The organism is Solwaraspora sp. WMMA2101 (genome assembly GCF_049179175.1).
Taxonomy (GTDB): Bacteria; Actinomycetota; Actinomycetes; order Mycobacteriales; family Micromonosporaceae; genus Micromonospora_E.
In genome coordinates, this window is record NZ_JBMHMA010000006.1 from 801,891 (window position 1) to 820,339 (window position 18,449).

Genomic DNA, 18,449 nt, shown 5'->3' on the forward strand with positions numbered 1-18,449 from the left:
TGCCAGAGTCTGCCCACGGCGCGACAGCCTAGCCGGATCCCCTCCGTGTCACCGCGCCGGGGCGCGGCGGGGGTGTCACCGGGAGGGCGACGACCGTCGCGGCGGGACGGGTCAGCGCGGTCCTCGCGGTGTCCGCAGGTGCGGCACCGGGACCCGCCGGAAGTCGGTGTCGGACGCCAGGTGGAAGCCGGGGTACGACGGCTGGTTGTAGGTGGTCTGCTGGCGGGCGACCTCGGCCCGGTACTGCGGGTCGTGCATCAGCGTGTACATTTTGCGGTCGGTCACCTCGGTACTGAGGTAGATCCGGACCGCCGCGCTGTCGACCGTACGGACCAGCAACTCCTCCCGCCAGTCGCCGAAGACGTCGGCGACCAGACCCGGATTGCCCTTGGTGTGGTTGTTGGTCCGGGTGCCGTCGGCGGTGAGCAGCCGGCCCCGGCGCCAGTCGGTGATCGTCGGGGTCTGGTCGATCGCGCCGTCGACGATCTGGGTGGTGCCGTCGGCGGCCCACCGGATGCTCATGTTGGTGCCCGGGATCTGGTCGGCGATCCGGGCACCGGTGACGTCGCGCAGGCCGATGCCGCTGACCGCCCAGACCTCGTGGCCGGGCCGGTCGGGGTCGATGTCGCCGATCATGCCCCGACCGGTGTCCACCCCGGTGTAGTCGCCGAAGATCACCTCACCGGTGCCGGCGTCGAGCAGGGCGTGCCCGTACGGCGCCCACGGCCCGCCTTCGAAGACCAGGTAGGCCTCCAGACCGGGTCGGGCCGGGTCGATGTCGGTGACGTGCATGGCGTCGCCGTGGCCGAGCCGGGCCGTGGTGCCCGGCGCGGCGCTGGCCGGCGGCATCGCCGCGAACGCGCTGTAGAGCAGGCTGCCGTCGTGGTCGATGACGGCCGCGCCGTAGACGATCTCGTGACGGCCGTCGCCGTCGACGTCGGCGGCGCTGACCGAATGCTGACCCTGCGTGGTGATGGTGGCGAACTCGTCGTCGGTGCCGTCACGGCCGTGCGGGGAGTCGTTGAACGGATTGCTCATCGGCGTCCAGCCGCTGTCGACGTACCACCGTTGGGTGAGCCGACGCCCGTTCCAGTCGTAGGCGACCAGAGTCGACCGGGTGTAGTAGCCACGGGCGAAGACCGCCGAGGGGCGTACGCCGTCGAGATAGGCCACGGCGGACAGGAACCGGTCGACGCGGTTGCCCGGCTCGATGCGCGCCATCGCGTAGTCGCCCCACATCAGGCCGTCGTCGTGCCGGCCCGGCTTGTACGGGATCGTCTGCAGTTCCCGGCCGGTGGCACCGTCGAAGACCGTCAGGTACTCGGGGCCGTCGACGATGAAGCCCTCGAAGGCACGCAGGTTGTTGCGCGCGCTGCGCGACGGGGCGTACGTGTCGACGAAGTGGTCGACCAGGGCCCGTGCGTCCGCGTCCGACAGCGGGTACGCGTACGTCGGCGCCAGCCCGAACGCCTGTTCCAGGGTGGCCGGCCAGTTGCCGGCGACCACCTCCGGATGCGTGTGCCAGCCACGGAACATCCCGACCAGGTGTTCGTGGTAGTCGGCGGCGGACATGCGGTGGTCGTCGGTGTGGGTGTGGCCGGCCCGGCGGTCGGCGGCCGGCATGGTGACGTACCGCTCGCTGGCCACCTGGCCGTCGGACCGGTAGCGGATGCTCTTCGTGCCGGGGGCGGTCTTGAGCATCAGTTCGGCGCGGCCGTCGCTGTCGAAGTCGTAGACCAGGAACTGGGTGTAGTGCGCCCCGGCCCGGATGTTGACGCCCAGGTCGATGCGGTGCAGCAGGGTGCCGTCGAGGCGGTACGTGTCGAGGTAGACCGGCCCGGTGTAGCCGACCTGGGAGACGTCCTTGGAGTTGGACGGGTCCCACTTGACGACGAACTCGTACCGGCCGTCACCGTCGACGTCGCCGACGCTCATGTCGTTGGCGGCGTAGGTGTACGGCTCACCGGCCGGGGTGACCCCGTCGGCCGGGCGGCGCAACGGCAGGTCGTGGTACGCCTGCGACCAAGGGGTGACGACGGCGCTGCGGTCGACCTCGCGACCACGGACGAGGGCGGCGACCTGGTACCGGGCGCCGGCGGCGGGGGCGGCGGTGTCCAGGTGGTTGGTGCTGTCGGTGACGGTGGCGATCCGTCGGCCGTCCCGGTAGACGTGGAAGTCGACGCCGGTCATGCCGGTGGCCTGCCGACCGGTGACCTCGTCGCCACGCAGCCGCCAGCTGAGGAACACCCCGTCGGCGGTGGCGGCGGCGACCAGGCCCCGGTCGAGATGTTCGAGGTGGACGGCACCCGGCCCGGCACCCGGCGGACCGGGGTGGCCCGGCACGGCCGATGCCGGTGCGGCGGTCAGGGTCGACCCGGCGACGCAGGCCGCGATGATCAGTGCCCTTCCGGTGGTGGGGCGGCGACGGCTCATACCGGGCTCTCCTCGGGTGAGGATGAAACGATACAATGTACTGAAGGTTATGAATATGGTCGACCGACTGTCAAGGGTGGAAACCGCGATCCGCCGGCAATGAATCGTTCCACCATGGCTCCGGCCAGACCGTTCACCGTCGACAATCACCACACGTCGTCGAGTTGTGACCCATCGACCGATCGACTAGGGTCGGCCTTTCATCCGGCGATGCCCAGGCCCGTCACGCGACCGAGCCCGTCAAGCCCGCAACGGCGACAACGAGGTAGGAGATAGACGGTTGAACAACCTCCCGGCACCCCCGTACCGGCACCGGCCGGCACATACCACCCGTACCGCAGCGGCCCGCCTCACCGGTCTCGCCGCCGTCACGGCGCTCACGCTGGCCGCCTGCACGACCGGCGAATCCCTGGAGACCGACGACGGTGGCGCACCGTCCGACGGCACCCTGGTCGTGGCGATCTCCAGCGAACCGGACAGTCTGGACGTGCACGTCTCCACCGCCTCACCGACGTTCCTGGTGCTGGAGAACGTCTACGACACCCTCGTCGAGCCGGCCCCCGACCTCAGCTTCCAACCCGCCCTGGCCACCGAGTGGGAGGTCAGCGACGATCTGCTGACCTGGACCTTCCACCTGCGTGAGGGCGTCACCTGGCACAACGGACGCGAGTTCGTCGCCGACGACGTGGTGGCCAGCTTCGACCGGATCACCGACGCGGAGACCGCCGCGAACGCCTGGCGCTTCGAAACCGTCGACGAGGTACGCGCGGTCGACGACCGTACCGTCGAATTCGTCCTCACCCAGCCGACGCCGAACCTGCTGGCCAACGTCGGCGGGTTCAAGGGGATGGCGATCGTCGCACCCGAGCTGATCGACGGTGACGGGCTGACCACCAACGCGATCGGCACCGGGCCGTTCCGGTTCGTCAGCTACACCCCCGGCGACCGGATCATCCTGGAGGCCAACCAGGACTACTGGGGCGACGGACCGCACGTCGACCGGGTCGAGTTCCGGTTCATCTCCGAGCCGACGACCGCGCTGACCAACCTGCGCACCGGCGCGGTGCACCTGACAAACAACGTGCCGCCGCAGGAGGTCGCCACCCTGCGCGACGACCCGGCGGTCGAGCTGGGCCAACTGGCCAGCAACGACTACTGGTACTTCACCTGCAACTTCGACCGGGCGCCGTTCGACGACATCGACGTGCGGCGGGCACTGTCCTTCGCCATCGACCGGGAGCAGGTCGCCCAGGCCGCGTACTTCGACGCCGCCACACCGGTGCAGTCGGCGATGCCGCCGGGCAACTTCTGGGCCACCGACTACGCCCCGTTCAGCTACGACCCGGACCAGGCCCGCGAACTGCTCGCCGGGGCCGGCGTGACCGACCTGAGCATGGACCTGATGCTCACCAACGAGTTCCCACACACTCTTGCGGCCGCCGAGGTGCTCGCCAGCCAGTGGGGCGACGTCGGCGTCGACGTCGAGATCCGCACCCTGGACTTCGCCAGCTGGCTCGACGAGCAGGGCGCCGGCAGCTACGACTGCTACGTCCTGGGCTGGTTGAACAACCTCGACGGCGAGTACGCCTACTACGGCCAGCACCACTCGACCGGCTCGTTCAACTTCCACGGGTACGCCAACCCGCAGGTGGACCAGCTGCTCGACCAGGCACGGGCCACCGTCGCCGACGCGGACCGCAAGCCGCTGTACGACCAGGCCGCCCGGTTCATCATCGACGACGTCAGCTACGGCTACCTCTACAGTCCACAGGCCTCGCTGGCCTGGGTGCCGCAGGTGTCCGGGGTCGAGATGCACCCCGACGGAAAGACCCGACTGCGCACCGTACGGCTCGGCGGCTGAGCCGGCGCGATGGCGCGCTTCCTGCTGTGGCGGGCGCTGCAGGCGGTGATCGCGATGCTCGGGGTGAGCGTCGCGGTGTTCCTCATCGTGCATCTGGTGCCCGGCGACCCGATCCGGCTGGCCCTGGGCACCCGCTTCGACGAAAGCCTGTACCAGGCGATGCGGGCCCGGGCCGGGCTGGACCAGCCGATCGTCGTCCAGTACTTCCGGTGGCTGGGCCGGGCGCTCACCGGTGACCTGGGGGTCAGCTTCCGCAGCGGTGAGCCGGTGACCCTGCTGCTGCTGGCCCGGCTCGGCCCGACCAGCCTGCTCGCCGGCGCCGCGCTCACCGTCGCGCTGGCCATCGCGCTGCCGCTGGGGATCATCTCGGCGGTGCGCTCCGGATCGCTGATCGACCGGGTCGCCACCGCGTTCAGCCAGCTCTGGGTCTCGGTGCCGGACTTCTGGAGCGGGATCATGTACATCCTGCTCTTCGCCCTGGTGCTGGGCTGGCTGCCGGCCTCCGGTTACGTGTCCCCGTTGGACGATCCGGTGCGGGCGCTGCGGCACCTGGTGCTGCCGGCGCTGACCGTCGGGCTGATCTCCGGCTCGGTGCTGACCCGGTTCGTCCGCTCGGCGGTGCTGGAGGCGCTGCACCAGGACTACGCGCGTACCGCCCGGGCCAAGGGGCTGTCCCGCTGGCAGACGGTCCGCCGGCACGTGCTGCCCAACGCCTGGATCCCGATCGTCACCGCAGTCGGCCTGCAGCTCGGCTTCCTGCTCGGCGGCGTCGTCATCGTCGAGGTGATCTTCGAGTGGCCGGGGCTGGGCCGGCTGGCGTACGACGCGGTGGTGCGCCGCGACTACAGCCTGTTGCAGGGCGCGGTGCTGGCCGTCGCGCTGATGTTCCTCGTCGTCAACTTCCTGGTGGACCTGCTCTACAGCTACCTCGACCCCCGGGTGCGCCACCGGTGACCCGCCGACTGTTCACCCTGCTGCTGGGCAACCGGCTGGCACTGGCCGGGCTGCTGGTGCTCACCGGGCTGGCCGTGGTCGCCGCGTTCGGTCCGTGGCTGGCCCCGTACGACCCGAACGCCATCGACGTGCCCGGCCGGTTGGCCGCACCGTCGCCCGCCCATCCGTTCGGCACCGACAACCTGGGCCGCGACGTGCTCAGCCGGGTGCTGGTCGGTGCCCGGGTGTCGCTGCAGGTGGGGATGGTCGCGGTCGGCATCTCGCTCGCCGCCGGGTTGGCGATCGGCCTGGTCGCCGGCTACTACGCGGGCGCGGCCGACGCGGTGCTGATGCGCACCATGGACGTCCTGTTCGCGTTCCCGGCGATCCTGCTCGCCATCGCCGTTCTGGCGATCCTCGGGCCCGGCATCACCAACGCGATGATCGCGATCGGCATCGTCTACACCCCGATCTTCGCCCGGATCGTGCGGGCCGCGACCATGGTCGCCACCACCCAGCTGTACGTTCTGGCGGCCCGCGCCGTCGGTGCCGGTGATCTGCGAATCCTCGTCCGGCACGTGCTGCCGAACATCGCCGCGCCGGTGATCGTGCAGACCTCGCTGAGCCTGGCCTTCGCCATCCTGGCCGAGGCGGCACTGTCGTTCCTCGGCCTCGGGGTGCAGCGCCCCGACCCGGCCTGGGGCCGGATGCTCGCCGAGGGCCGCGACTTCGTCAGCCTGGCCCCGTGGATGGGCATCTTCCCCGGCCTGGCGATCCTGCTGACCGTGTTGGCGTTCAACGTGGTCGGCGACGGGCTGCGCGACGCGCTCGACCCACGGCAGCGCTCCGTCATCGAGTCGAGAGGGCAGGGCGGATGAGCGGCGACCCGACGGGCGACGCCCCGGCCACCGGAGACCCGGTGCTGTCGGTACGCGACCTGACGGTGCGCATCGGCACCCGACGCGGCGTCGCCCGGGTGGTCAATGGGGTCAGCTACGACGTGCACGCCGGCGAGACCCTCGCCATCGTCGGCGAATCCGGTTCCGGCAAGACGGTCGCCGCGCTGGCGGTGATGGGGCTGCTCGACGAGCCGGCCCGGGTCGGTGGGCAGGCCCTGCTGGACGGCACCGACCTGCTGGCCCTCGACGAACGGCAGTTGCGCCGGGTCCGGGGCAACCAGATCGCGATGGTCTTCCAGGACCCGATGACGTCGCTGAATCCGGTAAAGACCATCGGGTCGCAGCTGGTCGAGCCGATCGTGCTGCACGGCCACGCCACCGGTGCCGCCGCCCGGGACCGGGCGGCCGACCTGCTCGACCAGGTCGGCCTGCCGGACGCCCGCCGCCGGCTCGACGACTACCCACACCAGTTCTCCGGCGGCATGCGCCAACGGGTCATGATCGCCATGGCGTTGGCCTGCGAGCCACGGGTGCTGCTCGCCGACGAGGCGACCACCGCGCTGGACGTCACCACCCAGGCACAGATCCTCGACGTCGTCGCCGGGCTGCAGCAACGGCTCGGGCTCGCCGTCGTGTGGATCACCCACGATCTCGGGGTGGTGGCCGGCATCGCCGACCGGGTCGCGGTGATGTACGCCGGCCGGATCCTGGAGGAGGCCGGCGTCGACAACCTGTACGCCGCACCCCGGCACCCGTACACCATCGGGTTGCTGTCGGCGGTGCCGCGCGTCGGCGTCGAGCGGCCACGTCGGCTGGCGACCATCGGCGGCCAGCCACCGGACCCGACGGCGTTGCCGCCCGGATGCGCGTTCTACCCGCGCTGCGGCTACCGGCACGACGAGCGGGCGGCCAGCGAGGTGCCGCCGCTGCGTACCGTTGCCGCCGGCGGGCACCGGGTGGCCTGCTTCTACGACGTACCGGCAGGCCAGGATGGCTGAGCATGGGCCGCTGCTGCGGGTGACCGACCTGCAGGTGCACTTTCCGCAGCGCGGCATGGGCCGGTCGGCCCAGCCGATTCGGGCCGTCGACGGGGTCAGTTTCGACATCGCCGCCGGCGAGACCCTCGGCCTGGTCGGCGAGTCCGGCTGCGGCAAGAGCACCACCGGGCTGGCGGTGCTGCGGCTGGTCGAGCCCACCTTCGGCACGGTCACCCTGGGCGACGTCGAGCTGACCGCGCTCGGTCTGCGCCGGATGCGGGCGATGCGCCGGCACCTGACGATGATCTTTCAGGATCCGTACGCCTCACTCGACCCACGGATGTCGGTCGGTGCGATCATCGCCGAGCCGTTGGACGTGCACGGCCTGCACAAGGGCGCGACGGCCCGCCGGCACCGGGTCGGTGAGCTGCTGGAACTGGTCGGCCTGGACCCCGACCACGCCAACCGGCATCCGCACGAGTTCTCCGGCGGGCAGCGCCAGCGCATCGGGATCGCCCGTGCGCTGGCCGGGGAGCCGGACCTGATCGTCGCCGACGAACCGATCGCCGCCCTGGACGTGTCGATCCAGGCGCAGATCATCAACCTGCTGGAGGACCTGCGCGACTCGCTCGGGCTGGCGTACCTGTTCGTCGCCCACGACCTGGCCGCCGTCGGGCACCTCAGCGACCGGATCGCGGTGATGTACCTGGGTCGGATCGTCGAGATCGCCGACCGGGCCACCCTGTTCACCCGGGCGGCCCACCCGTACACCCGGGCGCTGTTGTCGGCGGTGCCGGTGCCGGACCCGGTCGCCGAACGCTCCCGCCAGCGGATCATCCTGCAGGGCGCTGTCCCCTCCCCCGCCGATCCGCCGAGCGGCTGCCGGTTCCGGACCCGCTGCCCGGCCGCGTTCGACCGCTGCGCCGTCGACGATCCGGCCCTGACCGTACGCGGCGACGGTCACCTGGCCGCCTGCCATCTCGTCGACGAGCGTCGCGGTTGAGTCAGTCGGTCAAGTCGAACGCCCCGAGCTTCGCGCCACCGATGAACGCCTGCCACTCAACCTGTGTGAACGTCAGGATCGGCCCCTGCCCCCGGGCCTTGGTGTCCCTTACCCCGACAGCGTTCCCGCCCAGGTCAGCGACCTCCACACACGACCCGTTGTTGCCGGATCGACTGGACTTGAACCACTTAACCGAGTCCATCCTTTTTCTCCTGAATCAATCGGATCGACTCCCTGGGCGACAGCGCCAGGGAGAGCAGGTGATCGAACACGCCCGTGAGCCGCCGAATCTCCTCTGGCGACTCCAGGAACAATTCTCCCGCCAGGGTCTCAATGTAGCCAAGAGGCGGATCACCATCCACGAACGTCAGGACCTCGAACCCACCGTGCACGGCGAGGTGGGCACCGGCGGCGAGCGTCAGGACCTGCACGGTGACGTTGGGTAGCGCGGAGACCTTGATGAGGTGGTCCAGTTGCTCGCGACGAAGATTGACGTCGCCGACCTCCAACATCAACGACTGCTCCGTGATGGTCGCCTGCAGCCGAAGCGGCGGCTGGCGCAGCGTCAGCACCTCCTGACGCTTGAGACGCGCCTCGACACGCTGAACGATCTCCTCTTGGTCGGTCTCCCGACCGATGCGGATCACCGATTCGGCGTACGCGCGGGTCTGGATGAGCCCAGGGATGAGGGTCGGCTGGAACTGCCGAAGATCCGTAGCCTCAGCCTCGTAGGCGATGAACGTGGCGTAGCGGGCCGGCAGCGTGTTGAGCCGCTGCCACCAGCCCTGTTCCCGCACCTGCTCGGCCATGTTACGGAGCGCCAGCCCGTGCTCTTCGTCGTGTGGGACGCCGTAGGCGACGAGGATCTCCAGCACATCGCGCGGACGCGGCTTGATGTCGCCGGACTCGATACGGGCGATCCGCTGCTGCGAGCACTTGAGCAGCTTGGCCGCGTCTCCCTGCGTGAGACTGCGTGCCTCGCGTAGTCGCCGCAGCTCCCTGCCGAGACGGCGAGACCGAGGCGTCGGTGGAGTGAAACCGGCCATGCGTTGATCCTCCCTTATGCGCCACCAGCGAGTCCACGTAGGCATCGCGGCCTGACACTTGCCTACATCGTACGATGCTGCATCACTATCGGACAGTAGGCCGCGACGCAAAACGGCGACAGGTCGCACTCGTACGCATTTCTCGGCAGACGAGACAGGTGATCAAATGGACTCGGCCCTCGGGACGGTTACTTCTGAACAGATTCGCGAGGTGCAAAAATCGTTGGGTCGTCGACTAGCTCACTGGCGCAAGGCAGCCGGCATGACCCAGGCTGCCCTCGCCAAGCGGACCGCCTACTCCCGAAGTGCAGTAGCTAATGTAGAGATCGGCCGAGAATCAATACCCCGTAGCTTCTGGGAACGAGCCGATCGCGAACTTGGCGCCGGAGGAACGCTGGTGGATGCGTTCGACAAGCTCCACACCCTGGTCAACACGCTCCGGGCACATCGAACGTGGGCCGCCGAACAGGACAGACTGCGACGCCGTCAGGCAGCCGCGCCGACGTATCCGGCTGACGGATGGATGGCCAGTTCAGCCGGCTGTGAATGCGCGCTCACGATCGCTCGATGGGGCAGGCAGGAAGTTCTCGCGTTGAGAGAGGCATTGCGGCTCAGCGTCGAAGCGTTCGCCGAACGGATTCGCGTCGCCACTTCGACCGTCACCGCGTGGGAGGACCACAGGCAGCCCACGCAGCCCAGTCTGGCGATGCAGGCGGCTCTCGACGACCTACTCAAGATCGCCGATCAGGATGTCCGCACCCGCTTCACCAAGATCCTTCGGATGCCGCCAGCATCCAGCGACCTTCTTGACGCGCCTGAAGTCTGATCGCCAGGTAGTGAGGACTGTGCGTGCCTGGTCAGAGCAGGCGGGCCACCTCGTCGCGCATCACCTCGGTGGAGCCGCCGCCGATGGCCAGGAACCGCACGTCGCGGGCGATCCGCTCCACCGGTCCGTCCTGCACGAACCCGGCACCGCCGAGAAACTGCACCGCACTGTACGCGATCTCGTTGGCCAGCTCCGGCAGCTGTGACTTGAGCACGGCGGCGTACGCCCGCGTGTCGGCACCCCGGTCGGCCTGCGTGGCGGCGTGGTACAGCAGCGTCTTGCCGGCGGCGAGCCGGCCGACGAGGTCGGCGACCCGGTGCCGGATCGCCTGCTTGTCCCAGAGCACCCCGCCGTACGCGGGTCGGAGCCGCACCGAGGCCAGGACCGCGGCCAACGCCGCCTCGGCCAGCCCGACCGCCTGCGCGGCCAGGCAGAGCCGCTCGTGGTCGAGGCCGGCCATCATCAGCGCGAAGCCGTCTCCTTCGGCGCCGATCCGGGCGTACGCCGGCACCCGGCAGCCGGTGAGGACCAGTTCGCCGGTGTCGGAGCTGTGCCAGCCGGACTTGTCGAAGGTGCGCCCGTTGGCCAGGCCGGGGGTGTCTCGTTCGACGGCGAACAGCGACAGTCCGTGCCGACCGGGTCCGCCGGTGCGGGCCACGACGAGGAAGATCCCGGCGATGTTGGCGTTGGTGATGAACGTCTTGGTGCCGTCGAGCTGATAGCTGTCCCCGTTGCGGCGGGCCCGTACCGCCAGCCGGGTCAGGTCGGAGCTCGCGTCCGGTTCGGTCACCGCGAGCGCGGCGACGGTACGCCCGGCCAGGATCCCCGGCAGCCAACGGTCGATCTGCCCGGCCGTGCCGGCGCGCGCCAGGTGCAGCGCCGAGAAGTCGGTGTGGGTACCGACCGAGCTGGCCACCCCGCCGAAGGTGGACCGGGCCAGTTCCTCGTTGAACACCACCGCGCCCCGGACGCCGGCACCCCCGCCGCCGAGCTCCGGCGGAAACGACAACCCGAGCAGGCCGAGCTCACCGAGGCGGGCGAAGGCTGCGGGTGGCACCCGCCGTTGCCGTTCCCAGTCGGGCGCGGCGGGCACGATGTCGCGGGTGACCACCTGGCGGGTGAGGGTGCGCAGCGCCCGATGCTCCTCCGCGAGAAACGTGGCGTCCAGGTCGAGGCCGGCGAGGATCCGGTTGTCACCGGCCATCGGCGGCTCCCGGCGACGCGGCGTCGGCCTGCACCCGGTCGGGGCGCGGATCCCGCCACTGGATCGCCCGACCTTGACGGAGCTGGGCGATCGGGTTACCGGCCCGGTCGTGCAGTGTCGACTCGTCGACGCAGAAGCCGGCCGTCGACCAGACCGTCCGGTTGGTCACGTGGTGCCATTGGCCGGCGACGTCACCGAGGTCGGGGGCGAAGTGGATGGTGAAGTCCACCGAGGGCACGAAGTGCGGCGGCTCGGCCAGGGCGAACAGCCCCGGCGGCAGCGCGTCGAGGTAGACCGAGGCGACGGCGTGCGGGCCGAGCGTCTCACCCAGATCGGTCTGCGGCGAGATGCGGACCCAGGCGGCGGTGCCGTCGGTGAGGCTCGGCGGGCCGGCGGCCCGCACGTCCAGTTGGGCGCTGTAGGCCAGCGGCCGGTGCCGGGGCGCGTACGCCGGCAACTGCTCGGGGTCGCCCCACGGTGCCGGATCCTCGCGACGACGCCAGCTGAACTCCTGCCCGACCGGCACCAGGGACGCCAGCGCATGCACCCGGGCCCGGCCCTGCTGGGCCAGGGTGATCCGCAGGCTGGCGGTGGACCGGCCCCGGTGCAGCGTCTCGGTGATCAGCTCCACCGGACCGGGGCGCACCCCGGCCACGAAGTGCATGGTGACGGCCTGCGGGGCGAAGCCGTCGACGCTGTCGGCGGCCTCGACGACCCGGCCGAGGACGAAGCCGCCGAAGATGCCCTGCATGCCGAGCCACCGCTGGGTGAAGACCGGAGCGCCCATCCGGCTACTTCTCCACTCGGACGTAGTCGCCCGGCCGTGGTGCCGGTCCGGTGCCGAGTCGCCGCCAGCCGGACAGGTCGGCGCTGACCACGTCCCCGGTGGCCCCGCCGGGGATCTGATCGCCGGGCGTCCAGGTGGCACCGGGCAGGTCCGGCAGTGCGGCTCCCGGTCCGAGGTGGACGGTTTCGGCGACCGGCGCGGCACCGGCGGGCAGCGCGTCGGCGGGATGGAACACCGCCGGGCCGCCGAACCAGGCGAGCACGGTGGCACCGCCGGGTGCCGTCATCCGGGTCCGGACCGCGCCGGCCGGGATGTAGGTCAGGTCGCCACGCCGGTAGGTGGCGTCACCGAGGTGCAGCTCCCCGGCGAGCACGACGAACTCCTCGTCGACAAGGTAGCCGCCAGCGACGTCGCGGGAGAAACCGGGCGGGAAGTGGCCGTGCACGACGAACGCCCCCGACCGGGAGGCCAGCCGGGTGAGGTGGAAACCGAGGTTGGCACCGGGCATCGGCACCTCCTGCCACGGATGCCGCGCCGCGGTCAGGTCGACCTGCTCCGGCCGTGGAGCGCGTGGGGCACGGTTGCCGCCGCTCATCCCAGGCCCGCCCGTTCGGCCAGGGTCAGCGTACGGCGGGCGCCACGCAGCACCGCCGCGTCGACCAGCCGGCCGGCCGCGTCCAGCATCACGCCAGTGCCGTCGGCGGTGGCCGCCTCGAGCAGGGCGATGGTGTCGCGGGCCGCCCGGATCTCGGCGGCCGTCGGCGTGTAGACGTGATGCACCACCGGCAGCTGGTTCGGGTGGATGCAGGCCCGGCCGACGAAGCCCTGCCGGCGCAGCCGGCGGGTCGAGGCGTCCAGCGCCGCCTCGTCGGCGGTGATCCGGGAAACCGGGCCGACCGGCGGGTGGATGCCGGCGGCGGCGCTGGCCACCACGACCTGGCTGCGGGTCGGGGCGAGTTCGGCGTCGTCGGCGCCCGGTTCCAGGCCGAGTTCGCCGGCCAGGTCGACCTCACCGAGCTGCAGCTGGTACACCCGGGGCTGCCGGGCGATGGCCGCGATGTCGAGCAGCGCGGCGGCGGTCTCCACCATCGGCATCAGCAGCGTGTCGTGGTCGGCGGCGTCGGCGAGCACCCGGGCGGCGGCAGCGACCTCGCTGGCAGTGCCGACCTTGGCCAGTACCACGCCGGTGAGCCCCGGCTGGCCGGCGACGGCCCGTAGGTCCGTGTCGCGCAGCGGGCCGGAGTTGACCCGTACCCAGATCGGCAGGTCGCCGGGTCCGGCGGTGAGCCAGCCGACGACGGCCTCGCGGGCGGCGGCCTTGCCGGCCAGCGGCACCGCGTCCTCCAGGTCGACGATCAGCGCGTCGGCGCCGCGCCGCGCCGCCTTGGCCAGCTTGTCGGCGGCGTGGCCGGGCACGTACAGGTAGGACCGGGGGGGCACCGGGTCGCCCATCAGACGGTCACCTCGCCACGTACGAGGGCCTTCGCCACGACGGTACGCAGCACATCGTTGGTGCCTTCGCCGATGCTCATCAGGATCGCGTCGCGGTACAGCCGCTCCACTTCGAACTCGGTCGAGTAGCCGTAACCTCCGTGGATCTTCATCGCGTCGATGGCGGCCTCCAGGGCGACCTCCGAGCAGAAGATCTTCGCCATGCCGGTCTGCGCGTCGGCGCGACCCTGGCGGACCGCGTCGGCCGACCAGTACGCCATCAGCCGGGCCGCCTGCACCTGGGTCGCGATGGTGGCGAGCTTGAGCTGGATGGCCTGGAACTCGGCGATGTGCTTGCCGAACGCCTTACGTTGGCGGGCGTAACCGAGGGCCTCCTCGTGGGCCCGCTGGGCGATGCCGACCGACCGGGCGGCGATGTTGACCCGGCCCCATTCCAGGGCGGACAGCGCCTGCTTGAGACCGATCCCTTCGACGCCGCCGAGCAGCCGGTCGGCGGGCACCCGGACGTCGTCGAGCAGGATCTCGCAGGACTCGGTGCCCTTGTAGCCGAGTTTGGGGATGTCCTTGGTGACGGTGAAGCCGGGCAGGTCGGCGTCGATCAGCAGGATGCTCATGCCCTTGTGTGCCGGGCTGGCCTGCGGGTCGGTCTTGACCAGGACCGGCAGCGGGTCGGCGTACCGGGCATTGGTGATCCAGATCTTGGTGCCGTTGACCACGTAGTGGTCGCCGTCGCGGCGGGCGGTGGTGCGGATGCCCTGCAGGTCGGTGCCGGCGTCGGGTTCGGTCAGCCCGATGCCGGTGCGCCGTTCACCGGTGGCCAGAGCGGGCAGGTACGCCTGCTTCTGCTCCTCGGTGCCGTGCATGGCGATCATGCGGCAGGCCAGCGAGTGGCTGCCGAGGATGCCGGCGATGCCCATCCAGCCCCGGGAGATCTCCTCGAAGACCAGGGCGAACGAAACCGGATCGAGGTCGAGGCCGCCGTAGGACTCGGGGACGGTGACGCCGAACAGGCCCATGTCGGCCATGCCTTTGACGATCTCCGTCGGGTAGCGGCCGGTCTGCTCCCATTCCCGGGCCACCGGGATTATCTCGCGGTCCACGAAGGAGCGCAGCAGCTGCTGGAACTCGCGCTGTTCCTCGGTGAGGGTGAAGTCCATCGGGGTCTCCTGGGTGGTCGGCGGGCTCAGCGGGGATCGGCCGGCGTGGGTCGGCGTGGCGTGGGTCGACGGAAGACCGGCAGGGCGCGGCCGTCGGGCAGGTCGACCCAGTCGACGGTGACCGGGTCGCCGATCCGCCAGCCGGCATCGTCGGCGTCATCGTCCGGCCCGGTGCCGGGGCTGAAGCCGTCGAGGCGGGTGAGTAGCAGCGGGCCTTCGGCGAGCCGGACCCGGGCGATGGTGTACGGCACCGCCAGGTCGCGGCGCGGCGCCCGGTGCACGACGGTGAACGTGTCGACGGTGCCGTCGCCGCTGGCTTCGGTGAAGCCGAGCCGCGTGGTGTCGCCGCAGCGGACGCAGACCGCGCGGGGCGGATGCTGATGGTGACCGCAGCCGGTGCAGGTCTGCAGCACGAGGCGGTGTTCACAGGTCGCCTGCCACCAGTCGGCGGTCAGGTCGTCGGCGGGTGGTACCTCGGGCAGCGGGTTCATCACGACACCCCCAGCACGACGGTGGCGTGGGTGGACAGGATCGCGCCGGTGCCGTGCGCGACGGCGATCCGCGCGCCCGGCACCTGCCGGGCACCGGCCTCGCCGCGCAGCTGGCGGACCGCCTCGACCAGCAGCAGCACCCCGAACTGGCCGGGGTGGCAGTACGACAACCCGCCGCCGGAGGTGTCCAGAGGCAGGTCACCGCCGGGGCGGATCCGGCCGCCGGCGATGTAGTCGAGCACCTCGCCCTCGCCGCAGAAACCGAGAGCTTCGACGCTGAGCGCGGCGGTGATGGTGAACGAGTCGTACACCTGCAGCACGTCGACGTCGGCGGCGGTGATCCCGGCCCGGGCGAACGCCTCCGCGCCGGCCTCGCGGGCCCCGGTGTCCAGGATGTCGTCGGCGGCGGTCATCGACGTGTTGGTGGAGCGTTCGCCGTAGCCGAGCACCGCGACCGGCACCCGGCGCAGGTCACGGGCCCGGTCCGCGCTGGTCAGCACGATCGCGCCGCCGCCGTCGGTGACCAGGCAGCAGTCGGCGACGGTCAGCGGGGTGCAGACCGTCGGGGCGGCCCGCACCTCGTCGACGGTCAGCGGCGGCGCACCGTGGCGGTAGGCGGCCGGGTTGAGCCGGGCCCATTCGCGGGCGGCGACGGCGATCTCGGCCAGCTGCTCCGGGCTGCCGCCGTAGCGGTGCAGGTACGCCTGGGCGGCCATCGCGTAGTAGGAGATCGGGAACAGCGGCGCGTACGGCGTCTCGAACTGCGCCTCCGGGGTGTGCTCCTCGATCACCCCGGCGAGGCTGCGCGAGCGCGCCGACCGCTGGTTGGAGGCAAAGCTGACCACCACGACGCTGGCCTGGCCGGCGTCGATGGCCTGCACGGCGCGGGCCACCATCATCTCGGCGGCGCTGCCGCCGACGAAGCTGGCCTCGACCCAGCGGGGCCGCAGCCCGAGGTGGTCGGCGAGCGCGGTGGTCGAGAAGCGGGAGATGCCGGTGGTGGCCAGCCCGTCGACGTCGGCGAGGGTGAGCCCGGCGTCGGCCAACGCCCGGGTGACCGCCTGGGTCTGCAGGGTCAGCGTCGACGCGGTGGTGACCCCGAGGTCGGATTCGGCCGCCCCGACGATCGCCACCGCCGCCCGGTCCCGCCCGGTCACGGCACACCGTCGGCGGTGCCCGCGCCTGGTCCGTCGGCGGTGCCGAGCAGGACGACAGCCCGGGCCGGCCGGGCCGCCGGACGTTCGGGGCCGTAGTCGCTGGCGGCGATGACGGCGGCCAGTTCGACCTCGATCCGGTCGCCGTCGACCTTGACCACCGTGCCTGTGCAACGCACCGTCTCACCGGCGAACATCAGGTTGCGGAAGGTGAAGGAGAGCTGCCGCACGAAGCAGTACGGCCCGAAGGCGTCCTGTACCAGTTCGACGAAGAGCGCGCCGAAGACCTGGCCGTCGACGACCGGGCCGGGCACCTTGGCGGCCGCCACGAACTCCGGGTCGTAGTGCAACCGGTACCAGTCCCAGGTGGCGCCGGCGTAGGCGACCATGTCGGCCAGGGCGATGGTGCGTTCCAGCCCCGGCAGGGTGTCACCGACCTGCGCGATCACGTCGGATCACCGCCCATCGCGACCAGGATGATGGTTTCCTCGTTGACCGCCAGCAGTTCGCCGTGCTGGTTGGTGTAGGTGGCCCGGGAGCCGACGACCAGCATGTCGCCGCCGCCCCGGGTGCGTTTCTCGGTCAGGTCGTGGATCTCCCAGGTCGCGGTGATCACGTCGTCGGGACGGACCCGCCGGTGGAAGGTGTACGTGTTGCCGCCGCGTACCTGCCGGGTGCCGGGCACGTCCAGGTGCCAGGAGTGGCCGGCGTAGCCGTCGGAGGCCATCGGCAGCCCGGTGTACTGGCCGGTCTCGCAGATCAGCGTCGGCGGGGCGGTCACCCCGGGCAGGCCGTGCGCCCGGGCGTAGTCGCCGTCGCGGTAGATCGGATTGTCGTCGCCGACCGCCATCGCGAAGTAGCGCCCGGCGGCCGCACCGAGCGCCTCCGGCGCGGTGTAGACCTTGCGGGTGCCGAGCAGCGCCCGCAGCTCGTCGGTGAGCAGACCCATCAGCTACCTCCAGCGGTGCTCGGCCCGTCGGCGGGCTCGACCCGGTCGACGGCCAGCTCGGCCGGTTCGTCGGCGGGCTCGGGGTAGACGGCGGTCGGGAAGACCTCCAGCAGGAACTCGGGGCGCAGCAGCGCCGCGCAGATCGCCCCGGTCGACGCCGGCCAGGGCGGGCTGAGCAGCCGCTCGCGTACCCCGGCGACCGCCCGGTAGTCGCCGATCGCCGAGGCGACGCAGAATTCGGTGGTCTCCACCAGGTCCTGCGGGCCGAGCCCGGCGTGGTCGAGCAGTTCGCGGATCGCCCCGTAGGTCACCTCGGCCTGCGCGCCGATGTCGTCGGGGTGCAGTGCCTGCTGGGTCCGCATGTCCAGGGCGGCGAAACCGGACATGTACAGGGTCCGGCCGGCCTTCACCCCGGGGGCGTAGGTCAGCGAGTCGTACCGCGACCAGCCGGGGTTGACCAGTTCCAGCGGATGCCGCGACGCGGTGACGTCGATCGCGACCAGCGCATCGGGATGGTGCAGCCGGCTCATCAGGATGCCACCGGCTCCCGGGTAGACGCCGGCACCGCCGAGCCGTTCGGCGCGGACCCGGTGGGTTCTGCGGTACACCTCTCGGGTCGCCGGGGTGGAGTAGTCGTAGGTGGTGACGGCGGCGTCGAGCGACAGACCGGCGGCGACGAGCAGGTCCTGCGCCCGGTCCAGGCAGTACGCGTACTGGCTGACGAAGTCGCCCGGGTGGACCACCTCGCCGGTGGCGTCGACCGGCAGCATGGTCGGCAGGTAGACGGCACCGTCGTGGCCGCCGCGCACCGGTGAGGGCACCCAGCTGCCGGCGGCTCGCGGTTCGCTGGCGACAAGCAACTGGCCGCCGCCGCCGACGGCGTGCAGTTCGATCTCGATCAGCGCGGCCCGGCGGACCAGCCGCTCGACCACGACGGTACGGACCACCGGCTGGTGCTCGCCGAACACCTCGGCGCGCACGGCGGCCGCGGCGGCGTAGTCGTCGAGGCCGGCCACGGTGACGTTCTCGGTCACCCGGGTGACGTCGGCCGGTCCGTAGCCGGCGGCTTCCAGGATGGTCAGCACCTTGCGGTACGCGGTGGCGGTCTGGGTGGCCAGGTCACCGCCGACGGTCATCTTGCCGAGCGTGGTGTCGAGCGCGGCGGCGGTGTGCCCGGAGGTCCAGGCGGCGTCGCCGTCGGCCAGCCCGAGGCAGAAGGTGAACCCGTCGTACGGGAACCAGGGGAAGTCGGCGGGTCGGATCGCGGCGGGCGGCAC

Annotated in this window: 19 protein-coding genes and 1 pseudogene; 7 read left to right on the top strand and 13 right to left on the bottom strand. The window is 71.3% G+C overall.

What is annotated here, in order from left to right; translation table 11 throughout:
• Positions 1-111: 111 nt before the first annotated feature.
• Positions 112-2,433, bottom strand: a complete 2,322-nt coding sequence (locus ACN28F_RS04150; RefSeq protein WP_289206797.1) for a rhamnogalacturonan lyase — start codon at positions 2,431-2,433, stop codon at positions 112-114.
• A gap of 280 nt (positions 2,434-2,713) precedes the next feature.
• Here ACN28F_RS04150 and ACN28F_RS04155 point away from each other — a divergent pair, with 280 nt between their 5' ends.
• From ACN28F_RS04155 to ACN28F_RS04175, 5 genes are read left to right on the top strand one after another with little or no spacing between them, the layout of a single operon-like run.
• Complete coding sequence (locus ACN28F_RS04155) at positions 2,714-4,294, top strand: ABC transporter substrate-binding protein (protein ID WP_289206798.1); 1,581 nt, start codon at positions 2,714-2,716, stop codon at positions 4,292-4,294.
• Positions 4,295-4,303: 9 nt separating this feature from the next.
• Entirely contained in the window at positions 4,304-5,248 is a 945-nt protein-coding gene (locus ACN28F_RS04160; RefSeq protein WP_289206799.1) for an ABC transporter permease, read from the top strand.
• Positions 5,245-6,105, top strand: coding sequence for an ABC transporter permease (locus ACN28F_RS04165; protein ID WP_281554308.1), 861 nt, complete (start codon positions 5,245-5,247; stop codon positions 6,103-6,105). The genes ACN28F_RS04160 and ACN28F_RS04165 overlap by 4 nt, the downstream gene beginning before the upstream one ends.
• The gene (locus ACN28F_RS04170; protein ID WP_289206800.1) at positions 6,102-7,124 is read left to right on the top strand and encodes an ABC transporter ATP-binding protein; all 1,023 of its coding nucleotides are present in this window, start codon (positions 6,102-6,104) and stop codon (positions 7,122-7,124) included. The genes ACN28F_RS04165 and ACN28F_RS04170 overlap by 4 nt, the downstream gene beginning before the upstream one ends.
• On the top strand, positions 7,117-8,106 hold the full coding sequence (locus ACN28F_RS04175; RefSeq protein WP_421357035.1) for an ABC transporter ATP-binding protein: 990 nt from the start codon (positions 7,117-7,119) through the stop codon (positions 8,104-8,106). The genes ACN28F_RS04170 and ACN28F_RS04175 overlap by 8 nt, the downstream gene beginning before the upstream one ends.
• Before the next feature lies 1 nt (position 8,107).
• Here ACN28F_RS04175 and ACN28F_RS04180 read toward each other — a convergent pair whose 3' ends face one another.
• On the bottom strand, positions 8,108-8,308 hold the full coding sequence (locus ACN28F_RS04180; protein WP_281554306.1) for a DUF397 domain-containing protein: 201 nt from the start codon (positions 8,306-8,308) through the stop codon (positions 8,108-8,110).
• Positions 8,295-9,152, bottom strand: coding sequence for a helix-turn-helix domain-containing protein (locus ACN28F_RS04185; RefSeq protein WP_281554305.1), 858 nt, complete (start codon positions 9,150-9,152; stop codon positions 8,295-8,297). Before ACN28F_RS04185 ends, ACN28F_RS04180 begins: the two co-directional genes overlap by 14 nt.
• A gap of 166 nt (positions 9,153-9,318) precedes the next feature.
• Here ACN28F_RS04185 and ACN28F_RS04190 point away from each other — a divergent pair.
• Both ACN28F_RS04190 and ACN28F_RS04195 read left to right on the top strand, forming a co-directional pair.
• Positions 9,319-9,549: pseudogene (locus tag ACN28F_RS04190) on the top strand (helix-turn-helix domain-containing protein); the annotation flags it as partial.
• On the top strand, positions 9,550-9,978 hold the full coding sequence (locus ACN28F_RS04195; RefSeq protein WP_281554304.1) for a helix-turn-helix domain-containing protein: 429 nt from the start codon (positions 9,550-9,552) through the stop codon (positions 9,976-9,978). It abuts the pseudogene before it with no gap.
• Positions 9,979-10,009: 31 nt separating this feature from the next.
• Here ACN28F_RS04195 and ACN28F_RS04200 read toward each other — a convergent pair whose 3' ends face one another.
• From ACN28F_RS04200 to ACN28F_RS04245, 10 genes are read right to left on the bottom strand one after another with little or no spacing between them, the layout of a single operon-like run.
• Positions 10,010-11,182, bottom strand: coding sequence for an acyl-CoA dehydrogenase family protein (locus tag ACN28F_RS04200; protein WP_281554303.1), 1,173 nt, complete (start codon positions 11,180-11,182; stop codon positions 10,010-10,012).
• Complete coding sequence (locus ACN28F_RS04205; protein WP_281554302.1) at positions 11,172-11,969, bottom strand: thioesterase family protein; 798 nt, start codon at positions 11,967-11,969, stop codon at positions 11,172-11,174. Before ACN28F_RS04205 ends, ACN28F_RS04200 begins: the two co-directional genes overlap by 11 nt.
• Positions 11,970-11,973: 4 nt before the next feature.
• Positions 11,974-12,564: a hypothetical protein gene (locus ACN28F_RS04210; protein WP_289206801.1), complete on the bottom strand. Its 591-nt coding sequence runs from the start codon at positions 12,562-12,564 to the stop codon at positions 11,974-11,976.
• Positions 12,561-13,421, bottom strand: coding sequence for an HpcH/HpaI aldolase/citrate lyase family protein (locus ACN28F_RS04215; RefSeq protein ID WP_281554300.1), 861 nt, complete (start codon positions 13,419-13,421; stop codon positions 12,561-12,563). Before ACN28F_RS04215 ends, ACN28F_RS04210 begins: the two co-directional genes overlap by 4 nt.
• A complete protein-coding gene (locus tag ACN28F_RS04220; RefSeq protein WP_281554299.1) occupies positions 13,421-14,578 on the bottom strand; it encodes an acyl-CoA dehydrogenase family protein in 1,158 nt (385 codons plus the stop codon). The genes ACN28F_RS04215 and ACN28F_RS04220 overlap by 1 nt, the downstream gene beginning before the upstream one ends.
• Before the next feature lie 26 nt (positions 14,579-14,604).
• The gene (locus ACN28F_RS04225) at positions 14,605-15,069 is read right to left on the bottom strand and encodes a Zn-ribbon domain-containing OB-fold protein (protein WP_281554298.1); all 465 of its coding nucleotides are present in this window, start codon (positions 15,067-15,069) and stop codon (positions 14,605-14,607) included.
• Entirely contained in the window at positions 15,069-16,226 is a 1,158-nt protein-coding gene (locus ACN28F_RS04230; RefSeq protein WP_289206802.1) for an acetyl-CoA acetyltransferase, read from the bottom strand. Before ACN28F_RS04230 ends, ACN28F_RS04225 begins: the two co-directional genes overlap by 1 nt.
• Complete coding sequence (locus ACN28F_RS04235) at positions 16,223-16,672, bottom strand: MaoC/PaaZ C-terminal domain-containing protein (RefSeq protein WP_281554296.1); 450 nt, start codon at positions 16,670-16,672, stop codon at positions 16,223-16,225. Before ACN28F_RS04235 ends, ACN28F_RS04230 begins: the two co-directional genes overlap by 4 nt.
• Positions 16,669-17,172: an FAS1-like dehydratase domain-containing protein gene (locus ACN28F_RS04240; RefSeq protein ID WP_281554295.1), complete on the bottom strand. Its 504-nt coding sequence runs from the start codon at positions 17,170-17,172 to the stop codon at positions 16,669-16,671. The genes ACN28F_RS04235 and ACN28F_RS04240 overlap by 4 nt, the downstream gene beginning before the upstream one ends.
• Complete coding sequence (locus ACN28F_RS04245) at positions 17,172-18,449, bottom strand: RidA family protein (protein WP_289206803.1); 1,278 nt, start codon at positions 18,447-18,449, stop codon at positions 17,172-17,174. Before ACN28F_RS04245 ends, ACN28F_RS04240 begins: the two co-directional genes overlap by 1 nt.